Below are 23,574 nucleotides of genomic sequence, written 5' to 3' on the forward strand. Positions count from 1 at the left end.
AGAATATGGACGGCAATACCATCGAGCGCCGGACCGACCGCCTCGAGACCCTGCGCGGACTGATCGCCGCGGTCCTCGAGATCGAGCCGGAGGAACTGACCGACGAAGGGCAGTTCGGCGAGGAGTACGACGCGGATTCGCTCAGTGCCATCGAGATCCTGTCCCGCATCGACAAGGAGTTCGGCGTCGAGATCCCGACCGCGGAAGTCGAGCGAATGGACAACCTGGTGCACGTGTACGACGTGGTCGCCGCGTACGCCCGCTGGGATGCGCGGTGACCCGCGTCGCCGTCACGGGCCTGGGACCGGTCTCGAGCATCGGCATCGGGCGGGCGGACTTCGAACGGAACCTGTTCGCCGGTGTCGTCGGCACGAGCGAGATCGAATCGTTCGACTCGTCCGGATTCCGGACCCACCGGGCCGGGGAGGTCAAGGGGTTCGCGCCGGACGACATCTGTGAACACGTGGAGGAGCGGGACTTCGGCAGAACCTCGCTGTTCGCCGCGAGCGCCGCGCGGCTGGCGGTGCGGGACGCCGGACTGTCGGGTGCGGATCTGGCCGCCGCGCGCACCACGGTCTGCATGGGCACGACGAAGGGCGAGTCGCGGGAAGTCGAGCATGCGACCGAGCAGTTCTATCTCTCCACACCGGGCCATATGAGCCCCGTGGTCGCCGCCCGGCTGGCGCCCGCAGCCATCACCCGCGCGGTGCGTACGGAGATCGCCGCGGGACCCGGCCCCGACCACCTGTTCGGCACCGCCTGCGCGGCGAGCAACTACTCGATCGCCTACGGCGCAATGCTGATCGAGTCGGGGGCCGCCGATATCGTGGTGGCGGGCGGCGCGGACTCGGTGGTGCGGTGGGCGCACGCCGCGTTCTTCCGGGTCGGCGCGCTCGCCCCGGATGTGTGCCGTCCCTTCGACGCCGACCGGCAGGGCATTCTCACCGCCGAGGGCGGCGTGGCGCTGGTGCTGGAATCCGAGACGCACGCACGCGCACGCGGCGCCGAGATCCTCGCCTACGTGCTGGGCGCGGGCATGAACTGCGACGCCGCACACGTCTCCGCGCCCGATCGCGACTCCATCGCCCGCTGCATTCGCATGGCACACCGGCGCGCCGGGATAGCGCCCGGCGATATCGACTACATCTGCGCGCACGGCACCGGCACCCGAGCCAATGACGCGACGGAGGCCGCGGCCATCCTCGATGTCTTCGGAAGCCAACCCCCGCCGGTCAGTTCGATCAAGTCGATGCTCGGCCACACCATGGGCGCGGCCGCCGGGTTCGGGGCCGTGGCCTGCGTGCTGGCCTTGCTGCGCGGGCAGTGCCCGCCCACCGCGAACCTGCGCCGCCTCGATCCCGCCCTCGGCCTGCCGAATGTGGTGGCGGGCGCCGCGCAGCCCGCCGCGCTGCGCGTGGTCCAGAACCACGGGTTCGCCTTCGGCGGCAACAATGCCATTGTCGTCCTCGGGGCCGCCTGATGTGGATCTCGTGTCAGAGCGTCGGCGCGGTCACGCGATTCGGTCTCGGCTTCGATCCCGGCGCGGACTACACCGGGGCCCCGCGCGGCGACCTCGCGCTGCCGCCCTTCGATGCCAGGGAAGAGCTGGGACGCAAGGGATTCGGCATGCTGGATCGCACCGCCGTGCTCGCGCTGCTCGCCGCGCGCGATTGCCTGGCGGGCCGCGAGATCGACCCCGACGGCACCGGGGTAACGGTGGGCACGACCATCGGGGGATTCGAGGCCGCCGCCGATTTCGCGAGCCGCCCGCTGCTCGAGGAGAAGCCGTATGACGTTCCACCCCTCCGGTTTCCGACTGCGGTCATGAACTTCGCCGCGGGGCAGATCGCCATTCGACACCGGCTGCGCGGCGCGAACACCACCATCGCGGGCGGCGAGTCCGCCGGTCTCACCGCGCTGCGCTACCTGACCACCCTGTTCGAAGCGGACATGATCGAGGCATCGCTGCTGGTGGTGGCCGAGGAACTGTCGCCGCATCGGCTTGCCGCCTGCGCGCCGGCCGCACGCCCGGCCTGCGCGGAGGCCGCCACGGCCTTCCTGCTCCGGCCGGGCAGCGTGGACGACCGCTTGTTCCGGATGCGCGTGACACCGCCGGAACCGCCGCCGGAACCCGGGCCGCACCTCGATATCGATTCGTGCCGAAGGTCTTTCGGCAGTGTCGGCGCGGCCGTATTCGGCTGCCAACTGCTCATGGCCCAATCCATGCTGCACGTGGATGCGACACGCACGGTGTCCATTGCCGCCGCGCGCCCCGCCGTGACACCCGGTTGCGAGGTCGCGCCATGACCCGGGGATCGACGCCGGTCCGCACCGGGATCGCAACGCAGACCGGGCGAGCCACGCTGCCCACAACCGAGGTGGCGCGGTGACCGGCGGAACGGTGGCGTGCACCGAACTCGGGACGGGGACACGGCGGTCGCTGCTGCGGTCCATGCTCGTCGCGCGCGGGATCGACGAGGAGGCGACCCTGCTGCAGAAGCAGGGTGTGGTGGACCTGTGGCTGTCCTGCCGCGGTCAGGAGGCCGCGCAGGTCGGTTCGGCGTTCGGCGCCGGAAGCGATTCGGTCGTCTTCCCCAGCTATCGCGAGCATGCGGTGGCGCTGGTGCGCGGGGTGCGGCCGGAGGAACTGGTCGCGCAATGGGCCGGGCGCACATTGTGCGGCTGGCGGCCCCGCGAGCTGCGGTTCTTTCCCTACACCCTGGTGCTCGCCGCGCAGACGCTGCACGCGGTGGGGTATGCGCTGGGCAGGCGGCTGAGCGGGCATGCGGAGCTGGTGCTGGTCTACGTCGGCGACGGAGCGACCAGTGAGGGGGATATGTCCGAGGCGCTGAACCTCGCCGCCGTCGAATCGGCGCCGGTGCTGTTCCTGTGCCAGAACAACGGGTGGGCGATATCCAAACCCGTCGCCGAGCAGATGGCCACCACGCTGGCCGCGCGCGCCGGTGGTTTCGGCATCCGGGCCGCGCGCGTCGACGGCGGCGATCCCGAGATCGTGCACCGCGCCACCGCGCTCGCCGCCGAGAGCGTCCGCCGCACCGGGCGGCCCTATCTCCTCGAAATGAAAGTCGATCGCATGCTCGGGCATTCGACCGCGGATGCGCAGCAGCTGTATCGCGATGCGGATGACATGGAGCGCGCCGAGGCCGCCGACCCTGTTGCCGCCTACACCGCGCGGCTGCTGGATGAGCGCGTCGTGGACCGCGAATGGCTGGACACCGTCGCCGCCGAGGTCGCGCACGCCCGGCGGGAGCTGGCGCGGAGGTATCAATCGCGGAGGGATCAATGCTGAACGAGACGCGGTCGCCATGCCTGGCCGAGGCCATCAATGACACCCTCGCCGGACTGCTGGCCGATGATCCGCGCACCGTCCTGCTGGGCGAGGACATCGGCCGGCTGGGCGGGGTATTCCGGGTTACTCGTGATCTGCGGCGGCGTTTCGGTCCGGACCGCGTGCGCGATGCGGTGCTGGCCGAGTCCAGCATCATCGGCAGCGCCATCGGGATGTCCCTGGCCGGGCTGGTCCCCATCTGCGAGATCCAATTCGACGGGTTCGTCTTCCCGGCGGCGAATCAGCTTGTCACCCAGGCGAGCCGAATGGTCGACCGGTGGAACGGCGACCTGGCGCTGAACCTCGTCGTGCGGGTGCCCAGCGGCGGCGGATTCCGCGGCGTCGAACATCACAGCGATTCCAACGAGGCGTTCTTCGCGCACGCGCCCGGGATTTCGGTGGCCTGCCCGTCCACACCCGGCGACGCGGCGCGCATTCTGCGCCACGCCGCGGGCCTCGGCCGCCCGGTCATGATCTACGAGCCGATTCGGTTGTACTGGCGCAGGGAGCTGCCCGAGCGCGCCGACATCGGCGCGGAGTCCGCGACCGGTGCGCGCATCGCCCGCACGGGTGCGGATCTCACGGTCGTGACCTTCGGGGCCATTACCTGCGATGTGCTCACGGCCGCGGCGGCGGCCGACGTGGAGGCCGAGGTCATCGATCTGCGCTGGGTATCGCCCATCGACGTCGACGCCATTCTGACCTCGGTCGCCCGGACCGGCCGATTGCTGATCGTGCACGAGGCGGCCGGGTTCGCGGGCATCGGCGCGGAGATCGCGGCGATGGTGTGCGAGAACGGTTTTCATCATTTGCACGGCCCGATTCGCCGGGTGGCGGCGCGGGGCGGCGGTTACCCGCCCGCCGATTTCGAGAACGACCACGTGCCCGGGGTCGAACGGATCATCGAGGAAATGCGGAAGGCGGTCGGATGAATACCCACGCGGCGGTCGTACCGGTCCCGGCGCTCGGCCACGGGCTGGACGAGGCCCTGCTGATCGAATGGCGCGTCGCCGTCGGCGCGCGCGTGCGGCGCGGCGACCTGGTGGCGGTGCTCGAAACCGACAAGGCGGCAGTCGATGTCGTCGCGGAACGGTCCGGGTCGATCGTCGCCCGGTGCGTGGACGCGCGCTCCATCGTCCGGCCCGGGCAGCCGTTGTATCGCCTCGCCGCCGAGGACGACGGCGAAGAGTCGGGGGCGCGATGAATTCCGGCATCGTGGATCTCGCGGTGGCGCGGCCGGGCGAGCTCATCGGCAATGAGCGGTTCGAAGCGATCGGGCTGACCGACGAGTGGATCCGCCGCCGCACCGGCATTGCCGGCAGGCACTGGTTGCCCGCGGACGGGTCACTCGCCGAGCTCGCCGCCGCCGCGTGCGCTCCCGTCATCGAACGGACCGCGGACGACAACGCGATCGGGGCGCTGCTGGTAATCAATACCTCGACGCGACAGCGCATTCCGGGAATCGCGCAGGAGATCGCCGAGCGCGCCGGACTGACCGGATCGGTCATGGCCCTGGATATGAACGCGGCCTGCTGCGGATTCGTCTTCGGTCTGGTGAACGCGTTGTCGCTGTGCGACTCCGGCCGGGTCGGATCGGTGCTGGTGTGCACCGCCGAGGCCATGTCCGCGGTGGTGGACCGGACCGACCGCAAGACCGCCTGCCTGTTCGGCGACGGCGCGGCCGCCGTGCTGGTCGCGGCCCGCCCCGAATTCCGGCCCTTCCACTGTGTGGCGGGCGGCGACGGCGCGGGCGCGGCGCTGATGCGGGAGGACCCGGCCGGCGGCATCCAGCTGGACGGAATTTCCGTCTACCACCGTGCGGTCCGCAAGATGAGCGAGTCCGCCCGGCGCTTGTTCGACGTCGACCCGAAACCCTCTGTGCTGGTGGGGCATCAGGCCAATGGGCGAATCCTCGAGCAGATCCGGCTGCACACCGCCGATCTGGGCGTGCCCTTCGTCAATCGCATCGCGCACTCCGCCAACACCTGCTCGGCGACCATTCCGCTGGCCCTCGCCGACGAACTGGATGCCGCCGCGCTGCCCCCGCGCGGGCGCCTGGGGGCGGTCGCCTACGGCGCCGGTGAATCCTGGGGCGGCGTTTCCGTGGACTACGACCTGCGGCGCGCGGCCGGGCCGCGCGCCGGGTGAGGGCCGCAGCCGGTCACGCGCGGCGGAGCCGGAGCAGTTCGGGGCCGTGGAAAACCATGTCGTGCGGGTATTCCACGGCCGCCACCGTGCACCGGTCCAGGATCGGCAGCAGCAGGCCGAGGCCGATCTCGAGCTCGGTCCGCGCCAGCGTCGCGCCCAGGCAGTAGTGAATGCCGCGACCGAATCCGAGGTGACCGGCGGTGGGCCGCGCCGGCAGGAAGGCGTCCGGCTCGGCGAAGCGGGCCGGATCGCGATTGGCGGCGCCGAGCATGGCCACCATTTTGGCGCCCCGGGGGATGCGCTGTCCGGCCAGCACCAGATCGTGCTGCGCCCAGCGGGTCACCGCCTGGACGGGCCCGTCGAATCGGATCAACTCGTCGACGGCGCGGGCGTGCAGGCGCGGTGCGGCGCGCAAGCGGGCCGCCGCATCCGGGTGCGCGGCCAGGGTGAGCACCGCCTTCCCGAGCGCGTTCGTGGTGGTTTCGTGCCCGGCCGTCATCAAATGCACACAGGTCGCGGCGAATTCGTCATCGGACAGGCCATCGCAGCGCAGCAGCAGCGAGATCAGATCATCCCGCGGCGCGGTGCGGCGCTGGCCCGCCACGGACAGGAAATAGTCGCGGAGGTCGTGCGCTGCGGCGTCCGCGGCCGCCAGGGTGTCCGTCCGGCCTCCGGCCCGGCTGCTGCTGGCCCCCTGAATGGCGACCGCACGCTCGCGCAGCCAGTCCCAGCGCTCGGCGGGCACCCCCAGCAGTTCACAGATGACCAGGATCGGCAGCGGCGCGGCGAAGGCGCGCACGAAATCGAATTCGGCGGCCGCGGCGATGTCATCGAGCAGCGCCGTGCCGATCTCGGTGATCCGGCCGCGCAGATTCGTCACCACCGTCAGCGAGAACTCCCGGCTCAGTGCCGAGCGAAGTGCGGTGTGCCGCGGCGGATCCAGGAAAACGAGCCAGTTCTCGACCATGGTCCGCAATGCGGCGAATCGGTTGGGCACCAGCGGGCGGGCCGCGCCGTCGGCCGTGTGCGCACGGCGTCCGAAGTCCCGCGCGGCCAGCAGGGTGGTCACCGCGTCATAGCCGAATACGTAATGCGTGCCGTCCTGCGCGCGGTGGACGGGGGCGGCTTCCCGGTAACGCCGGTAGACCGGATAGGGATTCGCGATATCCGCCGCGGCCCAGCCGGTCAGGCCGAAGGGCGGGAGTGTGCTCTCGGTCGTCACGGTCACCTCGCCACCCCGATCGCGCCGCGCACTCGGTCCGCGAGTTGTTCTGGTTCCGTGGGCAATTCGTCACCACGCCAGGCCACATGACCATCCGGGCGGACGAGCACGAACAGGCGCTCGTAGGCGGCGGCGACGCCGGGCACGGTGCACGGCACGATGTGCAACGGCACGTCGCGCGCGCGGAAGGCCGCCTCCAACCGGGGAATCCGCGCGGAGCCGGTGAAGCACAGCAGGACGAAGCCCGCGCCGAAGAGATCCAAGGTGGAGACTCCCGGTGCGATCCAGGCGTGCGGTGCGCGCGAGCCCGGACGCGTATTGGGCCGCCGGTCCGCGACATCGGATGCGCGCACTTCGGGATCGGGCAGCACCAGTGGCGAATCCGGGTAGGCGAAACCGAGATGGATCTCGGGGGCATCGAATTCCTGTTCCACCCCGGACTTTCCGAGCAACTCCCGGACGCGTTCGCGGGCCTGCTCCCCCGCCGCGGAATCCTCGTCCAGTTCCCCGGGCACTCGGCGCCGCATGGCGCGCACCAGATTCCGGTTCGCCTCCTCGATGCCCTCCATGGCGATCGGCCGCCGCTCGGTCGTATAGCTGTCCAGCAGCTGCGGGCCCGCCCAGCCGTCCAATGCGGCGGCGAGCTTCCATCCCAGATTGGCGGCGCCGCAGATGCCGATGTTCATGCCGAACCCGCCCGACGGCGAGAGCGAATGGGCCGCGTCACCGACCAGGAAAACCCGGTCGCGACGGAAATCCTCGGCCACGCGATGCACGAGATGCCATTCATTGTCCGAGATCACCTCCGTCGGGGTGTCGAAGGCGATGGCCCGGCGCACCAGGGTCTCGGCGTCGGCCGTGGATTCCGGATCGCCGTGCAGTCCCACGGTCAAGCGATAGAGTTCGCGACCGTCCAGTGCCCGCACCGGGAAACGCAGCGCGGAGGAGATCATCAGATAGTAGAAACCCGCGGCGTGTTCGCCCAGTTCGGCGCGCAGCCGCGGTGCGCGGAACAGAATGTTGCGGAAGACCTGGGTCTCGTGCAACGCCGGTGCGGGAATGCCGCAGCCGTGCCGGATGGCCGATGAGGTGCCGTCGCAGGCGATGAGGTAGCTCGCGTGCACGATCGTCTCGGTGCCGGTCGCCACATCGGTTGTGTGCGCGTGGATTCCGTCCTCATCCTGATCGAATCGGTCCAGGCGGACGCGCATGCGCACGGGACCGTCCGGCGCCACGCCGAGCTCCTCGCGCAGCAGCGGCGCGAGCCAGTGCTGCGGGCAGATGGCGTCGGGTTCGGGCGTGTGCCGGAACTCCGGGCGGGTGTCCATGGTGAACCGCGGCAGGCGGAACAGCTCGTGCCCGCCGATCCGGGTGACCCAGGCGCAGTCCAGCGGATGGTCGCCCGGCCAGCCCGCCTGCCGAATCCGGTCCGCGACGCCCCAGCGCCGGAAGTATTCCATCGAGCGCGGCCCGATTCCGCTCACCCGCGGATGCGACAGCGCACCGTCACCGGCTTCCACCAACACGAACTCCACACCCCGCGAGCGAAGTTCGAGCGCCATGGCCAGTCCGGTCGGACCGCCGCCGACAATGAGGACGTCGGTGCTCTCGACCCTGCGCGCCCTCATGCGGCGCCACCGGAAACGTGCTGGAATCCGTTGACCGACACCGCGATCGCTGGTGGAGCACAGGCGTGCACAGCGGCCGCGGCGGTCAGACCCGATTCGATGGCGCCCTCGATCCACGCCGGAGCCGTGGAACAGTGCTCCCCCGCGAAGAACAGCCGCCCCTGCGGCGCGGCGGCGAGCGCGCGTTCCGCCTCGGCGGTGTCGACATCCTTGCTCCAGCGCACCGAGGCCGCGCCCCGGCTCAGCGGATCCTCGCCCCACGCCTGCACCACCGCATCGAGCACCATGCCCGGCCGGGCCAGCTCCGGGTGGATGGCACGCAATTCCGTCAGCACCGTGGCGACCCGCTCCCGCGCCGGAATCCGGTCCAGCAGTTCGGCATCCGGCCCGATGGTGTAGCTGGCCAGCAGGGCCGCGCCCAGACGCGGATCGTTCTCCACCGGCGGGTAGTAGGTCTGGCGCACCAGGCCGCCGGTGAACGAGCCGCCGCCGGTGATCCCGTCCTGCTCCCAGAAGGCCTCCCGGCAGTGCACGGCGATCTTGGTCGCCGGCCAGTACTGCATATCGTGGATCACCGCGGTCTTGTCTGCGGTCAACCCGGACAGCTCCATCCCCCGGACCACCGAGAACGGCACCGTGCACAGCACGTAATCGCAGTGGGTGGTCACGGTGGTCAGGCCGTGCCGCTGCCGCACCAGGACGCCGTCGGGCGTGACGTGCAGGCCCTCCACCCGGCGGCCGCGATGCACCGGCCCGCGCAGCCGCTCCGCCAGCCGCAGCGCGATCTGGTCGATCCCGCCCTCCAGCCGGAACAGCGCCGAGGACGTCTCCGTGATGACGTCGTCGAAGAAATGCTGGAGGCGGCTGGTTGCGGCGAAATCCCGGTGATTGGCGAAGAAGCGGTTCAGGTCGATGCGCTCATCGGCGCCGTGCCGGACGATGAACGGCCGCACGTCGATTCGCTCCAGCAGGTCCAGCAGCTCCACATTCAGATCGGCTTCCAGGGTGCACCGGAACTTCGCGGGCGCAATGGCATTCACACTGGCCGCAAGCCAGGCCGCGCACAGCAGCGTCTCCGCGCGGCAGTCGCGGTCCGGTGGTATGGCCTTGCGGAACTCCTCCACCAGGATCGGCGATGCGGCGAGCACGCGGGCATGACCGGCGGGAGTCTCCACGTAGGCGGCATTGTCGGAGAACAGCGTGCGGAACTGCCGGACCCGGTCGGCCAGGCCGAGCTGATCGATCATGCGCATGGTCCGGTGGTGTGCCGCCGGAATCCGCATCGCGCCCAGCTCCGCGATCGGCCCGCTGCCGTGCGGGGTGAAGGCGTGGGTGCGCAGCCGTCCGCCCAGGCCGAGGCGCGCCTCCAGCACCCGGACCCGATGCCCGAGCCGCTCCAGCTCGTGCGCCGCGGTCAAGCCCGCGACTCCCGCACCGATCACGGTGACGTGTTTGGGCTGCACGGCTCTCGCCGCGGTACGGCATTCCTCCGGTAGCAGATCCATCTGCGCTCGCTCCTCCACGCCTCGGGTGACGACTCGGCCTCCATGCTCGTTTCGGGCAAATGGTCCGCACATCCCGCGCGATCGGAAGCGGTGGGTGGGTTTCGGCGACGCGACTCCCGGCAGCCCCGAGCCGATTTCGGCGCACACCGCACGAGTCGGCGGGATCGTCGCGCCACCGGTCCGAGCGGCGAACCCGGAGCGATACTGGGCATCGCACCAGGGAGGAGAACGGGATGACCGAGAACGGGAATCGCGGCGGCGCGGCCGCCGGCGAAATGGCAAGGAGCATGACCACTTACGACGGCCTGCGGCTCGCGGGCACGGCGGTCGTCACCTCCGGCGCAGGGGAGCACACCGCCTCCGGCGAACCGGAGCACGCCGTTCTGCTACTGCACGGCGAAGGCGCCGACCGCGACCACGGCGGCTTCTTCCCCCGGCTGGCGGCCGAATTCGCGGCGGCGGGCATCGGCAGCCTGCGTTTCGACCTGCCCGGCCACGGCGAGAGCGAGGGGCGGCCGGAGGAGCTCACCCTGTCCGGTCTGCTCAATGTGATCGATGCCGGACTGCGTGATCTGCGCACCCTGCTGCCGGGCGCGCGGCTCACGCTGTTCGCCTCCGGGCTCACCGGCGGAGTCGCGGCGGGCTATGCGGCCCGGCGCGGGTCCGAGATCGACCGGCTCGTTCTGATCAATCCGCTGATCGACTACCAGAGGCAGTTCGTGGACGAGGCCCCGAACTGGTCGGACGGTCGTCTCGATCCGGACGCGGCCGCCGTGCTGCGCGGCACCGGCCGCCTCGACCGCGCGCCCGCGTACGTGCTCGGCCGCGCCATGCTCAACGAGGTGTTCTGGTTGCAGCCGCGCGGCGTGCTCGAGGCGATCACCGCGCCGGTGCTCATCGTGCACGGCGCGGGCCCGACGCCGGTGCCGGTCGACTCCTCGCGCACCGCCGCCGCGGCGCTGCGGTGCCCGCATCGGCTGGTCGAGATCGGCGACACCCAGCGATGGGAATGGCGCGCACCGGTCATTCGCGAATCCATCGAATGGATTCTGGCACCGGTGGATTCCGGCCGCGCCGAGGCCGAACCGCTGCCGACGGCGCGGTGACGCCAAGGGTAGCGGCGGCCCCGGCTCACGGCGCGAGCCGGGCCAGGTCCACCCGCGAATTGACATCCAGCTTGCGATAGATCTGGCGGAGGTGGAAACCCACGGTATGCGGCGAGATGAACAATTCCCGGGCCACCAGCCGATTGGTCAGGCCGCGCGCCACCAGGCGCGCCACCTTCTCCTCGGTGCTGGTCAGGCTCTCCCACCCGGATTCCGGGCGCGGCGCGTGATTCCAATGGCGTCGCCGGACCCCGAGCCGCCGCAGCCGTCGCCGCACCCGGGCGGTGTCCCGGTCCGCGCCGATGTCCTGATAGGCCGCGGAGGCCCGGATGAGCTGGGCGACAGCGGATTCCCGGTCGGACTCGCACAACAGCACGCCGCAGTCCTCCAAAGCGGTCGCCCGCACCCACGGATCGGCGTAGTCGTCGGCCAGTGCGGCGATGGCGGATCCGTCCCGATTCAGCAGGGCCCGTGCGTGATTCGCCGCCCTGGCGAGGACGGCGTGCCCAGGATTGGCCGCGCCGATCGACTCGATCTCCCGCACCACGTCACCGGCGACGTCCTCGCGTCCGGCGGCGAGCAGGAGCCGCACGGACGACGGCGTGCCCACCGGATCCGACCGCACCAGGGTACGAACATCGCCCGCTTCCAACAGCATTCGCAGCGCCGATTCGTTCTCCCCGGAGGCCGCGGCCACGAACGCCGTCACCCGGCAGCGCATGATCCACAGCGGATGCTTCTCGTTGCGGGGCACCGTGTGCTCGAGCGCCCGGACCCGTTCCTGCGCCGTCCCCAGATCACCCCGGCGCAACGCCGTCAGCGCGAGAACCGCGTGCAGCGCGGGCAGAGGCAGCGCCATGCGCGTCTCGTGGCAGCGATCCAGGGCGTCGGTCGCATCGGCCTCGGCGCCCGCCAGATCGCCCCGGCCGAGCCGCACCCAGGCCCGCAGGGTCGGCGGTATGGCGGCCAGCACCTCGGTCCGGCTCGATTCGATGAGGGTGGTCAGAGTCGCGATCGCCGTATCGGCTTCGTCGAATCGGTGCAGCCGCATCAACATCCACGCCTGCTGCCACAACGGATACGCCCGCACCACGTCGTTGGACCGTCCGGCTGCCTGCTCGACCGCGTGGAAGGCCTCGTCGATGCGCCCGCCATCCCACAGTGACACCGCGCGCACCACGAAGGCCGCGGCGGCGACATCCTCGCACTGGTTCTCGGGCGCGGCCAGAATGTCCTCGGCCGCTTGGCCGGTGGCCTCATCACCGGTGAACAGCGCGGCGCTGAGCCGGACCAGCTGGATACAGACGCCGCCGCACACCAGATCACCGCAGGAGCAGACCCGGGAGGTGAGTTTCAGCGCCTCCTCCAGATCGCCGCGCAGCAGATTGATCGTGGCCAGCCCCGCCTGCGCGGTCTGGCCGCTGACACCGGTGCCATTGGGCGTCTGCCAGACGATCTGCCCGGCGATCTCGGCGGCGCGATCCAGGCTGCCGCAGCGCACCAGCGCGGTCATGGCCGTCGAGGCCATGGCGAGGTGGTCCGGCCCGCCACGCTCGGCGATCTCCATACCGCGCACCGCCAGCGTGGCCGCCTCGTCGGGAGCGGCCTCGAGCAGCTGATGCGCTGTGCGGGTGATGGTTTCGATGGCCTCGGCGTCATCCGGCCGGGCGCAGTGCACGAGATGAGCGGCGGCCTCCTCGGTGCTCGCGCCCTCCCTGGCGAGCAGGATGGTCGCGGCCTGGCGATGCAGCAGCGACAGCATCGGCGGCGGAACGCCCGCCAGGACCGCACGCCAGATGGGGTCGCGGCGGAAGGTGAAATCCTCGGACCGGCTGACCAGGATGCCTTCGTTGAGCGCCTCCGCCAAGGGCTGCAACAGGGCCGCGGGCGGTTCGGCGAGCATGTCCGACAGATCCCGGGGCGTGAAGCAGCTGCCGAGCACGGCGGCCACCCGCAGCATGCGGCGGGTCGGCTCGGACAGCGCGCCCAGGCGCTGATCCATCAGCGACTGGAAGCGCCGCGGGATGGGCGCGGGTTCGGCGTGGACCGCGGCGGCGGGGGCATGGCCGCCGTCGGTCAGCCGGGCGACACCGCCTTCGATCTCGATCGCCTTGTCCTGGCGCAGGCCGTGGCACAGGTCGACCAGGGCCCGGACATCGGTGTCCAGACATTCGGCCAGGGCCAGGAGATCCGGATGCGGTGTGGCGTCGAGCAGATCCGCGGCGATCTCGGCCACGGTCGCCGCGGGCAGTGCGCCGAGAGGTTCCAGCCATTCGGTGCGTTCGTGCCGGCCCAGAGCGTCCAGTACGGCGGCCGCGGCGCCGTGCGGGTGACCGGAGCGGATGGTGCAGAACCACACCAGCGGATGCTCGTCGAGCCGGATGGCGAGCGCGGCGAGTTCCACCAGCGCGGACGCGTCCAGCCAGTGCAGGTCGTCGAGGGCGATCAGGACGGGACCTCGATCGAGCAGGGTGATGAGCCGGTTCTCCCAGAGCCCGGCGGGTCTGCTCCGTCCCTCGCGGTCCGGACCGGGAGGGCGCGGTCCGCGCGCGATCGGCCTGCAGGTGCTCGGTGGCCGCGATTCGGCGGGCGCGCTGTGCGGCAGCCGGTCCTCCCATCCGTCCACCACGGCGAAACCGCGCCGCTCGGCCAGGGCCATCGCCTCCCGCAGCAACCGGGTCTTACCGCTGCCCGCGGGCGATTCCAGCAGGATGATCCGGCCGCGGCGGGTGCCCGCCGCGGTGCTCAGGGCGCCGGCGATCCGCTCCACCTGGGCGGTGCGCCCGCGCAGCGGTAGCGACCGGTTCGATACCGGCCTCGTATTCGTCATGGGGTGATCCCTCGATCATTGTCACGAGATACGCAATTTCAGGGGCGCGAGATTTCGCGAAATGTAATTTCGGAAATTCGCGAAGGAGTGCGCGCCGGCCGCTTGCCGGTGGCCATGATTGCGCTTTATACCGTGACGTTCACGAGTCTCGGAAAATGAAATGCGATCGGGGCGGCGAGGGCGGCGCTCGGTTCGAAACGTCAACCGTAGTCTAGGAATTCATGACTCTCGCGCAATGTCGGCTCTCTCTCGAAACGGTGTGGCCGGGCTGATCGGTGGCCGTCGTTGTCGATTCAAACAGCCAACGCTGAGAGATTGCTGAAGGTTGACTTGGCCATCTTCAACTATTCTCCGAAGGCCATTCCGCATACCGCCGCAAGCCGTATAGCAGGGGCTCGCGATCGCAGAGCCGGGTCGTCCCGAAGACCTCGCCGAAGATCACCGTATGGTCGCCGACATCGCGCCTGGACGCGATGCGGCAGTCGGCGATCGTATGCGCGGCCTCGATCAGATGCGGGCCGCCGTGCCCGGGCTCGAATTGCCAGGTCACCCGGTCGAAACGATCCGGCGCACCGGAGGCGAACAGTTCCGCGGTCCGGTGTGCGCCGCGGTGCAGCAGGTTCACGGCGAAGGCGCCCCGCTCCAGCATGGCGTGCAGGGCGGGGCTGCCGCGGCGCACGCAGACCAGCAGCGTGGGCGGGTGCAGCGCCACGCTGCACAGCGAGGAACAGGTCAGGCCGCGCGGCGTGCCGTCCGCGGCCCGGCTGGTCAGCACCGTCACGCCGGTGGGAAAGCGGGACATCGCCTCTCGGAAGCCCGCCGGGGTGACGGCGTCGCCGAGCGCCGCCGCCTCGTGGCGCCCGGCAGCGCGCAGCAGTTCGGTCATCGTCGCTTCCTCCATGGAACTCGGGCTCGGTGGGATTCGAGCTCAGTGGAATTGGGCGAAGTACTCGTGCTGAGTGGGCAGCGACTCCCGGAGGCTGCGCGCCTGCGCGGCCACCCGGTCGAACTCGCGCCGGGCGGGCCGGTCGTCGAGCAGGCGCAGGGCCGGTGACGCCTGCAATCGGATGCCGCCGAGGCCGAGCAGCATGCACACGTACGAATAGGGCTCGAAGCCGTGGTAGTACGGGTACACCGATTCCGAATCGGGCAGCTTGGTGCGCCAGCGCTCGACCCGCTCGGCGAGTTCGCCCGGGATCTCGCGCCGCTTGGTATCGCGCCAGTAGTCGTTGTCCGCGCGCGCCGCGCCGTAGTAGTGCAGCACCAGGAATTCGCGGACGCCGTCCATGCACCGGGCCACGAGCCGGTTGTAGGAGTCGCGCAGGGCCTCGTCCCAGGTCGGGTCGGGGAAGTGTTTGATCAGTTGTTCGATCGCGTGCTGGATGAAGAAGATTCCGGTCGATTCCAGCGGTTCGACGAAGCCGCTGGACAGTCCCACGGCCACGCAGTTGCCGACCCAGGACCGCCGGCTGCGGCCGATTCGCATGCGAATGTGGTTGGCCTCCAGGTCATCCGCGGCCGGGCCGACGAATGCGCGCAGCGTCCGCTCGGCCTCCTCGGCGTCGCAGTAGTCGCCGGAATAGACGTAACCGGTCCCGATGCGGCCGAACAGCGGGATGGTCCAGATCCAGCCCGCGTCCTGCGCGGTTGCGGTGGTGTAGGGCCGCAGCCCGGCTTGGTCCATGTCGACGGGCACCCGGAGCGCGACCGCGCGGTCGTTGGGGAGGCTGTCCTGGTAGGACTCGAACGGTTCGCCCAGTGTGTTCTGCATGAGCAGGCTGCGGAATCCGGTGCAGTCGATGAACAGATCACCGGTCAGATCGCCGTGCCCGCGGGTGCGGACCGAGCCGATCCAGCCCCGATCGTCGCGTTCGACGTGGACCACGTCGTCGACTATGTGCCGGACACCCCGGCGCACCGCGTAATCGCGCAGGAAGTCGGCCAGCAGACCGGCGTCGAAGTGGTAGGCGTAGGGGAACTGGGTGCGCTGCTCGGTGAGGGTGGTGCGGCGCAGGCCCGGTTCGGCGAGCTGTTCCTCGAACAGTGAACCATTCAGGTAGCGCGGGGATTTCTGGTTGTCGCACAGGGTTCCGACGAGGAAGCAGTCGTTGTCGAATCGGGTGGTCCGGGGGTCGTGCAGCCACCAGTCGGTCAGGCTGAATCCGTCGACCACGCGCTGCCGTTCGAACGGGTGGTAGAAGTGGTGGCCCGGTTCGCGCCAGTTCTCGAAGCGGATGCCCAGCTTGTAAGTGGCGTTGCAGGCGGGCATCCAATCGGATTCGGCGAGGCCGAGGTACTCGAAGAAGTGCCGGACGGTGCTGAACGTCGCCTCACCGACGCCGATCCTGCCGACCTGTTCCGACTCGACCAGGGTCACCGAAACCCGATCGCCGAATGCGGCGCAGAGGTACGACGCGGTCATCCATCCCGACGTCCCGCCGCCGACGATCACTACTTTCTCCAACACCTACGTCTTCCTTTCCCATGTGCGGTACACGGACGTGCTCGGGCCGGAATCCGGTACCGATGATCCGGCTCATGGCCTTCCGCAGAATTGGTACGCACTCGAAAATCACCGGGGCTCTGGGTTTTCCGCCCTCGCGCAGGGCGCCGTCGATCCCGAATCTCTGGACCAGGCGTTGCAGGCCCTGTGACAGCGCCGTGGCGGCCACGCGCCGGCGCCGGACCGCGGCCAGGATCTCGTGATCGAATGCCGCACCGTATTCCTGAGCCTGGTACAGCGGCCGCCACAGCGTGTTCGCCGCCGCGACGGCATCCTGAATGGCCAGGTTGACGCCGAATCCGGCGACCGGGGACATGGCGTGCGCCGCATCGCCGATGAACAGGATCCCCGGCCGGTGCCAGGACGGGAGCCGGTCGATCCGGCATTCGAGCGGACTGAGATCGCCGATCCCGCGGATCTCGTCGACCCGGTCGGCCAAGAACGGCACCAGTTCCGCCAGATCCGCACGGAATTGCGATAAATCGGTCTCGCGCAATCGTTCGAAGGCGCCTCGGCTGGTTTCGTAGGACATCTGCCAGTACGTGCCACGGTCGGTGGCGCCGAAGACCCGGCCGTTCCCGATCCGCACGCAGATGCCCTCGTCCGGATCGGTGTCCCGGCGGGAGATCCGGAAGAAGATCACATCCAGCGCGCTGGCGAAATCCTTGGGGGCCATGCCCATTGCCCGGCGCAGCGCCGAGTGACGGCCGTCGGCTCCCACGGTCAGCGTGGACCGCACCACGAACTCCCCACCGGGACCCCGCACACGCACCCCGGCGACGTGACCGCCGGCGCGCAACACATCCACGACTTCGGCATTCATGATGAGGCGGAACGTCGGATATCGTTCCGCCGCCCGGGCCAGCAACGTGAGGAAGTCCCACTGCGGCACGAACGCCATATACGGATGGCGCACCCGCAGCATCCGGAAATCCGCGATATCGACGCGCCTACCGCCCTGAACCACCCCGATGGTCGAGACCCGCTGATGGGGCAGCGCATGAAAATCCTCCCCGAGCCCGATATCGTCCAGGATCTCGAGAGTGGCGGGATGCACGGTGTCCCCGCGGAAGTCACGCAGGAAGTCGGCATGCTTCTCCAAGACGACGACCTCGATCCCCGCACGAGCCAGCAACAGCCCCAGCATCATTCCGGCAGGACCACCACCGGCGATGCACACGGTCGTCCCCAGCTCGTTCACGGCCGGCCGGTCCTACCCGGCCGAATATCCCCCGACCATCGATCAGCGCTGGCGCGCAGGTGAATTCGAACCACAATGCTCTCCCTCGTCGCCGGGATGTCGGTCTGATACGACCATCCTGGGCACGACCCACACGCCACACATCCCCAACCGGAGCGAGCAAACGCGCAGTTTCCCGCGCCTGGTCCGCGTGCTACAGACCGCCTCGGCCAACCACCTCACGTGATGACGCGGGTTATGGACAGGGATGGGTTCGTGTTCGACATGCGATGTCGACGTAGTCGAGGACGCCATCACGCTCGAGGAAATCGACAAGAGCGAAACAGGCCGATCGACCTGCTCGCCGCTACGCCACAGGCGAAGGTCCGCATGAAATTGATCGAGCTCGAGAATCAACGCAAAACGGCTGGAAGCAGGACTGGTGAACACCGCCGAGAAGCTCACCATCGGCGTAGGCGTACTCCAGCACGCTGGACGCGCCTGCCTCGGCCGCCCGTCACGCGAAAGACGAAGGGGCTTACCCAAGCCAGCGAGCGAACGCTGTTTTGAATAAGCCCCTTATGGTGGTTCTAGCTGGGATCGAACCAGCGACCCCTCGCGTGTGAAGCGAGTGCTCTCCCGCTGAGCTATAGAACCGTAGCTCGCCGCTCGAAAGCGGCTGTCCGGGCGGCGCTTCGGCTGTTCCGGACGAGGGAGAACATTAGCATCACATCCCGGCGGATGACTAATTGCCGCTATCGATGGGGTGTGAGCACGCGGGTTGCGGCGGATAGTTCGGGGTAGAAGGCCGCGAAGATGCCTAGGTCGGTGGCTCGGGGGAAGGCGGGGTGTGTGGTGAGGTCGCGGAGGGATTGGAGGGATTTGCGGCCGTAGTAGTTGCCGCCTTCGGTGGGTTGGGGGTGGGGGGTGATGTTGCCGGTGGCGATGAGGGGGAGGTTGCGTTCGAAGAGGAGGGTGCAGGCGCGGAGGCCCTGGAGCATGACGTCCTGGAAGCCGTCGGTGGGGGTGATGGGGAATTGTTCGGTGTCGAGGATGGCGCCGGTGTCGACGCCGGCGTCGATTTCGTGGAGGGTGGCGCCGTAGGCGGGGTCGCCGTTGAGGATGGCGTGGGCGATGGCGGCTTCGGGGAGGCCGCGGTGGCGGGGCAGGAGGCCGTTGTGGATGTTGTAGATGCGGAAGCCTTTGCCCAGCAAGGGGGCTCGCAGGATGGTGGCGTTGTTGATGGAGAACACGATGGTGTCGGTGCAGGCGGTGGCCAGCCGATCGGCTTCGGTGTTCACATCGGTGGTGGCGAGGACCGGCACCGTGCGGTGGGCGGCCGTTGTTTCCTGGCCCGCGGGGATTACGACGAGGTCTACGGGATGTCCTGCGGCGGTGGTGAAGTCGACCGCGCGCCAGAGTAGGGAACCGCTGCCGATGAAGATCATCGGTTTCCTCCGTTCGCCGCGGTCACGGCCTCGCACACTCGGTTCAGGGTCAGGTGGTGGATGAGACCTTCCACCTGGGCCACGAAGGCCTGTTCGGCTGCGGTGCCGACGATTTGACGGGAGACCTGCGCGAGCATTTCCACCGTGGCGAGCGAATCGCCGCCCAGGGCGAAGAAGTCGGAGTCGGCGGCCAGGTCCGTGGAGTCGCAGCGCAGGATGCGGGCCCAGATTTCGGCCACCTGGCTCTGGACGTCGCCGACGGTCTCCTCGGCGATGGCGGGCAGGGGGTTCGGCTCCGACTCCGGAACGGGGGCGGAACGCAGCGCCGGAACGGGGTTGGCACGCATTGCCGCGAGTGCGGTGCGGTCGGTCTTGCCATTGCTGGTCAGCGGCAGTTCGGCGAGCCGGTGGAAGGCGCTGGGGATCATGTAGACCGGTAGCCGTTCGGCGAGGAAGTCGCGCAGCGCGCGGTCGTCCGGCTTATCCTCGGACAGACCGGGCGCGGGCACCACGAAGGCGTCCAGGACGTGGTCGCTGTGTTCCTCGCGGCGGCGGCCCACGACGGCCGCGGCGGCGATATCGGGATGCGAGTCCAGCACGCACGCGATCTCGTCGGGTTCCACGCGATTGCCGCGAATCTTGACCTGGTGGTCGACGCGGCCGGCGAATTCGAGGGCGCCGCCGGGCAGGCGGCGCACCAGATCGCCGGTGCGGTAGGTGCGCTCGCCGCGCACGATGACGAATCGCTCGGCGGTCAGCTCCGGCCGGTCGAGGTAGCCGGCGGCGACTTGCGGTCCGCCCACATACAATTCGCCCACCTCCCCGTCGGGCACCGGCAGCCCGTCGGCGTCGAGCAGGTGCACGGTGGCGCCCGGCGACGGCAAGCCGATCGGGACCGAGGCCGCGCCCGCCGGGAGCGCGCCGGCGAGCAGGTGCGAGGTGCACACGAGACTCACCTCGGTGGGACCGTAGCTGTTGACCAATCGCACGTCCGGGCCGAAGAATTCGCGCACCCGTTCGGCCAGGTCGCGGCTGAGCTGCTCGCCGCCGAGCACCACGGTGCGCATGCGGACCGGCCGAATACCCTGGCGCAGTGCGACTTCCGCGAGACTGGGTGTGAAGAACAGGGTGTCCGCGCCGTTCTCGCCCAGCATGACCGACAGGCTGAGGTGGTTCATCTCCCCCGGCACCAGCAGCAGCGTGCCACCCGCGGCGGCCGGGGACACCATGGCCATGCACGCCATATCGGCTGCGGGCGTGTGATAGTGCGCGTACCGGGTGGCCGGGGTGAGCCGGTACCAGTCCAGGGCGGCGCGCAGATAGTGCACGACACCGTCGTGGGTGACCCGCACGCCCTTGGGCCGTCCGGTCGAACCGGAGGTGTAGGTCACGTAGGCGATATCGGCGGGCGTGACGCCGGCGTCGACGGGATCGAATCCGCTGTCCGGCAGGTCGTCGAGCACGAGCGTGGGCAGCGCGTCACCGGCGATATCCGCGTAACGGCGTTCGACCAGGCACAGGCGTGCGCCGGAATCGCGCAGGGTCTCGGTGATCCGATCCCGGGGGTGCTTGGGATCCAGCGGAAGGAAGGCCGCCCCGGCTTCCAGGATGCCCCACTGCCCCGCCTGACCGGCCAGGGTCCGCCCCGCGAGAATGGCCACGATATCGCCCCGGCGGACGCCGTGCTCGCGCAGCACGGCGGCGATCGCGGCCGAACGCTCCCCGAGCCGGCCGTAGGTCAGGGACCCGTCCGGCCCGGTGATCGCGACCGCCTCGGGCCGCGTCGCGACCTGTGCGCGCAACACCCCCACCAGGGTCGCGGGCAGCCGCGCGACCTCCGGCTCGGCGACGGCGCTCGTCACGGTCGCGGAGGCGGGCTCGGGCTTCGCGCCGGGAGTCGAGACGGCTGCCGGGACGGACTCCGGGTCCGATTCCCCGAGCACGCCCGCGATCTCGTCGAGCAGGCGCTCCAGGCGTTCCGCCACGCCGCGACCATTGCGGCAGGACACCGTGATTCCGGTCGAGTGCTCCGATTCGACGATCGCGAAGCTGATCGGCGCGAGCCCGGTGTGCGCCGGAATCGCGACCACGCTCGTCGGCGTGAAATCGGGCCCGGCGAAATCCTCCAGCGAGGTCTTGCCCGCATGAGAAATGATGGCCGAGCACAGGTTTCGCCCCGTCCGCCTGCCCACCGCGTCGACGGACCGCATGACGGCCTTCGCGATCGGCGCCGGAATCTGCTCCAGCCCAGGGTGCTTCATCTGATTGAGCTCGTCGCGGCGCATGAGCCCGGCGAGCATGCGCGCGTTGATCTCCCGCCAGCCCTCCCCCGGCGTGACGTCCAGGAACAACGGCAGGGTGAGGTTCGCGGTGGACGCCAGTTCCGGATCATGCCTGCGCAGATCGACCGGAATCATCAGCCGCGACCGCGAACCGATTGCACCGGTGACGATTTCACCGATTCGCGCCACGATGGCGGCATTCGTGCCCGGCAGGGTGCGATGCCGCAGCAGGAACGGGCGGCCCGCCATGCCCGCGCCGCGCCCGGCGGGCGAGCGGAAACCCATCCGCATCGGCACCGGCTTGCCCGGAATGCCCAGGCGCAGTGCGAGTTCCAGATCGGTCGTGGTGTCGGACGCACCCTCGGGAGCCGCACCGCGCAGCACCCGGAACACGTCACCGGCCCACATCTGGAGCCCCTTGGCGTCCATGACGCCGTGGAAGGCCCGGAAGATCACGGTGACCGGATCCGCTGTGAGCAGCAGTACCTCGCAGTTCGGCGCCTCGGACAGGTAGTCCGGGCGCGCAATGGGGCTGTTCACGACACTGTCGTCGGTCAACCGGTCGTAATCGACCACGGTATTCGGTATCGCCCGCACCCGAGGCGCGGCCGCACCGGCGATCCAGTCCCGTCCCGACCGCGCCAGCCGCGCACCGGGATGCACCCGCGACGCGAGGTCCACCGCGCGCTGGAGCCGATCGGGATCCAGCGTGCCCGCCCCTTCGACCAGCACCTGAATCAGGAAGGGCGGATGCACTTCTCGTGCCGAGAGATACATCCGTTCGGTGGGTGAGATGCGGCGTCGGAAGGCGCTGCTCAACTGGATCGGCTCCTCGGGAGAATTCGCACGAGACACGTCCGGCAGTCTAGGTTCGGCAAACGCCAGGCAATGGTGTGTGCTTGCTCTCACCGGCCGGAACAGCCGCTCGGACCAGCGCATCCGATCGCTGATTGTGAACTCTCACAGGGCCCGCGAACGTCCCGGGCCCGGCGCCGCGCTAAACGAGTTCGCCGATATTGCCGAACACACTGTTCAGCTTGGCCTGCCCGTCGGCGAGGTTGTAGGTGACACACACGATCGCGCATTCACCGGCCATGACCCGCTGCGAGACAACGGTCGACCGCTGCAACAGCTGCCGGGCCGTCTCCTCGACGTGGCGGGCCTCGAGCTCGTCCACCGTGGTCAGCCCTTCTCGCCGCCCGAGCAGAATCGACGGCGTCACCCGCTCCACCACGCTGCGAATGAACCCGCCCGGCACCGCCCCGTTGTCCAGCGCGTCGATGGTCGCCCGCACGGCACCGCAGCTGTCGTGCCCGAGCACGACGATCAGCGGCACATTCAAGACCTGCACGCCGTACTCGATGGATCCCAGCACCGAACTGTCCACGACATGCCCCGCGGTCCGGACCACGAACATGTCCCCCAGCCCGCGATCGAAAATGATCTCCGCGGCCACCCGCGAGTCACCGCATCCGAACAGAATCGCCGAGGGCTGCTGCCCGCCGGCCAGCTTGGCCCGGTCCGCCGCCCCCTGGCTCGGATGCAGCAGCTCGCCATTGACGAACCGCTCGTTTCCCTCGCGAAGCGACTTCCATGCACTGATCGGATTGGAGTTGGGCATACGTCCCATCTTGCACATGGAGCCGTCCGCCCGCGATCCGGCCCCATAACCATTGGTTCGGACTCGCGGGGTGGGCGGGGTCAGGAGATGGCATTGAGGTGATGCAGGACGGCCAGCACGCGGCGGTGGTCGTCGGGTTCGGGAGCCAGGGCGAGTTTGGCGAATATGGCGCTGACGTGAGTTTCGATGGTGCGCTCGGTGAGCGAGAGCGCCGCCGCGATGCCGCGATTGGATCTGCCCTCCGCCATGACGGCGAGGACCTGGAGTTCTCGCGGTGAGAGATCGCCGATCGGGGTGCGGTCACGACTGGGCGTGGCGAGCATGCGGGTGATGAGACTGGGGTCGATCGCCGTGCCGCCGTGGGCGACTCGATGCAGGGCGTCGAGGAATTGGTCGATGTGCGACACGCGGTCCTTCAGCAGATAACCGACACCCGCCGCACCGCCCGCCAGCAATTCCCGAGCGTGTTCGGTTTCCACGTATTGCGACAGCAGCAGCACCGCGGTGCGCGGGTAGCGGGCGCGGATGACGGCGGCGACGTCGATGCCTTCGGAGGTGTAGGAGGGCGGCATGCGAATGTCGATGACCGCGACCTCGGGCCGATGCGCCTCGACGATCTCCAGCAGCGCGTCCGGATCGGCCGCCTGGCCGACGACATCGATGCCTTCCGCACCGAGCAGCAGCGCGATTCCATTGCGCAGCAAGGCGGAATCATCGGCGAGGGCGACGGTGAGGGACACAACCGGTGCTCC

At 69.6% G+C, this 23,574-nt stretch carries 19 protein-coding genes and 1 tRNA gene; 8 read left to right on the forward strand and 12 right to left on the reverse strand.

The annotated features are described in order from the left end of the window. The first annotated feature begins 5 nt into the window (after positions 1–5). From ACFVIV_RS12280 to ACFVIV_RS12310, 7 genes are all read left to right on the forward strand, one after another. Entirely contained in the window at positions 6–278 is a 273-nt protein-coding gene (locus ACFVIV_RS12280; RefSeq protein WP_379195433.1) for an acyl carrier protein, read from the forward strand. After that, a complete protein-coding gene (locus ACFVIV_RS12285; RefSeq protein ID WP_379195435.1) occupies positions 275–1,480 on the forward strand; it encodes a beta-ketoacyl-[acyl-carrier-protein] synthase family protein in 1,206 nt (401 codons plus the stop codon). Before ACFVIV_RS12280 ends, ACFVIV_RS12285 begins: the two co-directional genes overlap by 4 nt. Further along, a complete protein-coding gene (locus tag ACFVIV_RS12290; RefSeq protein WP_379195436.1) occupies positions 1,480–2,307 on the forward strand; it encodes a beta-ketoacyl synthase N-terminal-like domain-containing protein in 828 nt (275 codons plus the stop codon). The genes ACFVIV_RS12285 and ACFVIV_RS12290 overlap by 1 nt, the downstream gene beginning before the upstream one ends. A 79-nt stretch (positions 2,308–2,386) precedes the next feature. Further along, positions 2,387–3,310: a thiamine pyrophosphate-dependent dehydrogenase E1 component subunit alpha gene (locus ACFVIV_RS12295; RefSeq protein WP_379195438.1), complete on the forward strand. Its 924-nt coding sequence runs from the start codon at positions 2,387–2,389 to the stop codon at positions 3,308–3,310. Continuing rightward, positions 3,304–4,281 (forward strand): alpha-ketoacid dehydrogenase subunit beta, encoded by a 978-nt coding sequence (locus tag ACFVIV_RS12300; RefSeq protein WP_379195440.1) that lies wholly within the window; start codon positions 3,304–3,306, stop codon positions 4,279–4,281. The genes ACFVIV_RS12295 and ACFVIV_RS12300 overlap by 7 nt, the downstream gene beginning before the upstream one ends. After that, positions 4,278–4,553 carry a lipoyl domain-containing protein gene (locus tag ACFVIV_RS12305; protein ID WP_379195442.1) on the forward strand — a complete coding sequence of 92 codons (276 nt, stop codon included), beginning with the start codon at positions 4,278–4,280 and terminating at the stop codon, positions 4,551–4,553. Before ACFVIV_RS12300 ends, ACFVIV_RS12305 begins: the two co-directional genes overlap by 4 nt. Then, positions 4,550–5,497, forward strand: a complete 948-nt coding sequence (locus tag ACFVIV_RS12310; protein WP_379195444.1) for a 3-oxoacyl-[acyl-carrier-protein] synthase III C-terminal domain-containing protein — start codon at positions 4,550–4,552, stop codon at positions 5,495–5,497. The genes ACFVIV_RS12305 and ACFVIV_RS12310 overlap by 4 nt, the downstream gene beginning before the upstream one ends. A 13-nt stretch (positions 5,498–5,510) precedes the next feature. Here the strand turns inward: ACFVIV_RS12310 and ACFVIV_RS12315 are convergent, their stop codons facing one another. Genes ACFVIV_RS12315 through ACFVIV_RS12325 form a run of 3 tightly spaced genes read right to left on the reverse strand, consistent with a single transcriptional unit; the run spans position 5,511 to position 9,852 of the window. Further along, the gene (locus ACFVIV_RS12315; protein WP_379195446.1) at positions 5,511–6,725 is read right to left on the reverse strand and encodes a cytochrome P450; all 1,215 of its coding nucleotides are present in this window, start codon (positions 6,723–6,725) and stop codon (positions 5,511–5,513) included. Continuing rightward, positions 6,722–8,347 carry an FAD-dependent monooxygenase gene (locus ACFVIV_RS12320; RefSeq protein WP_379195448.1) on the reverse strand — a complete coding sequence of 542 codons (1,626 nt, stop codon included), beginning with the start codon at positions 8,345–8,347 and terminating at the stop codon, positions 6,722–6,724. The genes ACFVIV_RS12315 and ACFVIV_RS12320 overlap by 4 nt, the downstream gene beginning before the upstream one ends. Next, the gene (locus ACFVIV_RS12325) at positions 8,344–9,852 is read right to left on the reverse strand and encodes a flavin monoamine oxidase family protein (RefSeq protein ID WP_379195450.1); all 1,509 of its coding nucleotides are present in this window, start codon (positions 9,850–9,852) and stop codon (positions 8,344–8,346) included. Before ACFVIV_RS12325 ends, ACFVIV_RS12320 begins: the two co-directional genes overlap by 4 nt. A 233-nt stretch (positions 9,853–10,085) precedes the next feature. Between ACFVIV_RS12325 and ACFVIV_RS12330 the strand changes: the two genes are divergently transcribed. Further along, positions 10,086–10,958 (forward strand): alpha/beta hydrolase, encoded by an 873-nt coding sequence (locus ACFVIV_RS12330; protein ID WP_379195452.1) that lies wholly within the window; start codon positions 10,086–10,088, stop codon positions 10,956–10,958. Positions 10,959–10,983: 25 nt separating this feature from the next. Here the strand turns inward: ACFVIV_RS12330 and ACFVIV_RS12335 are convergent, their stop codons facing one another. From ACFVIV_RS12335 to ACFVIV_RS12375, 9 genes are all read right to left on the reverse strand, one after another. Next, positions 10,984–13,788: a LuxR C-terminal-related transcriptional regulator gene (locus ACFVIV_RS12335; protein ID WP_379195454.1), complete on the reverse strand. Its 2,805-nt coding sequence runs from the start codon at positions 13,786–13,788 to the stop codon at positions 10,984–10,986. Between the two features lie 340 nt (positions 13,789–14,128). Next, positions 14,129–14,674 (reverse strand): flavin reductase family protein, encoded by a 546-nt coding sequence (locus ACFVIV_RS12340; RefSeq protein ID WP_379195456.1) that lies wholly within the window; start codon positions 14,672–14,674, stop codon positions 14,129–14,131. A gap of 42 nt (positions 14,675–14,716) precedes the next feature. Then, a complete protein-coding gene (locus ACFVIV_RS12345; RefSeq protein ID WP_379195638.1) occupies positions 14,717–16,210 on the reverse strand; it encodes a tryptophan halogenase family protein in 1,494 nt (497 codons plus the stop codon). After that, positions 16,119–17,492 carry an FAD-dependent oxidoreductase gene (locus ACFVIV_RS12350; RefSeq protein ID WP_379195458.1) on the reverse strand — a complete coding sequence of 458 codons (1,374 nt, stop codon included), beginning with the start codon at positions 17,490–17,492 and terminating at the stop codon, positions 16,119–16,121. Before ACFVIV_RS12350 ends, ACFVIV_RS12345 begins: the two co-directional genes overlap by 92 nt. A gap of 561 nt (positions 17,493–18,053) precedes the next feature. After that, positions 18,054–18,128: transfer RNA gene (locus ACFVIV_RS12355), tRNA-Val, on the reverse strand. A 98-nt stretch (positions 18,129–18,226) separates the two neighbouring features. After that, the gene (locus ACFVIV_RS12360; RefSeq protein WP_379195460.1) at positions 18,227–18,919 is read right to left on the reverse strand and encodes a formyltransferase family protein; all 693 of its coding nucleotides are present in this window, start codon (positions 18,917–18,919) and stop codon (positions 18,227–18,229) included. Next, the gene (locus ACFVIV_RS12365) at positions 18,916–22,056 is read right to left on the reverse strand and encodes a non-ribosomal peptide synthetase (protein WP_379195462.1); all 3,141 of its coding nucleotides are present in this window, start codon (positions 22,054–22,056) and stop codon (positions 18,916–18,918) included. Before ACFVIV_RS12365 ends, ACFVIV_RS12360 begins: the two co-directional genes overlap by 4 nt. 142 nt (positions 22,057–22,198) lie before the next feature. Then, entirely contained in the window at positions 22,199–22,822 is a 624-nt protein-coding gene (locus ACFVIV_RS12370) for a carbonic anhydrase (RefSeq protein ID WP_379195464.1), read from the reverse strand. An 80-nt stretch (positions 22,823–22,902) separates the two neighbouring features. Beyond that, the gene (locus ACFVIV_RS12375; protein WP_379195466.1) at positions 22,903–23,562 is read right to left on the reverse strand and encodes a response regulator; all 660 of its coding nucleotides are present in this window, start codon (positions 23,560–23,562) and stop codon (positions 22,903–22,905) included. Positions 23,563–23,574: the final 12 nt, after the last annotated feature.

This window comes from Nocardia sp. NPDC127526 (assembly GCF_042672265.1).
Classification (GTDB): domain Bacteria; phylum Actinomycetota; class Actinomycetes; order Mycobacteriales; family Mycobacteriaceae; genus Nocardia.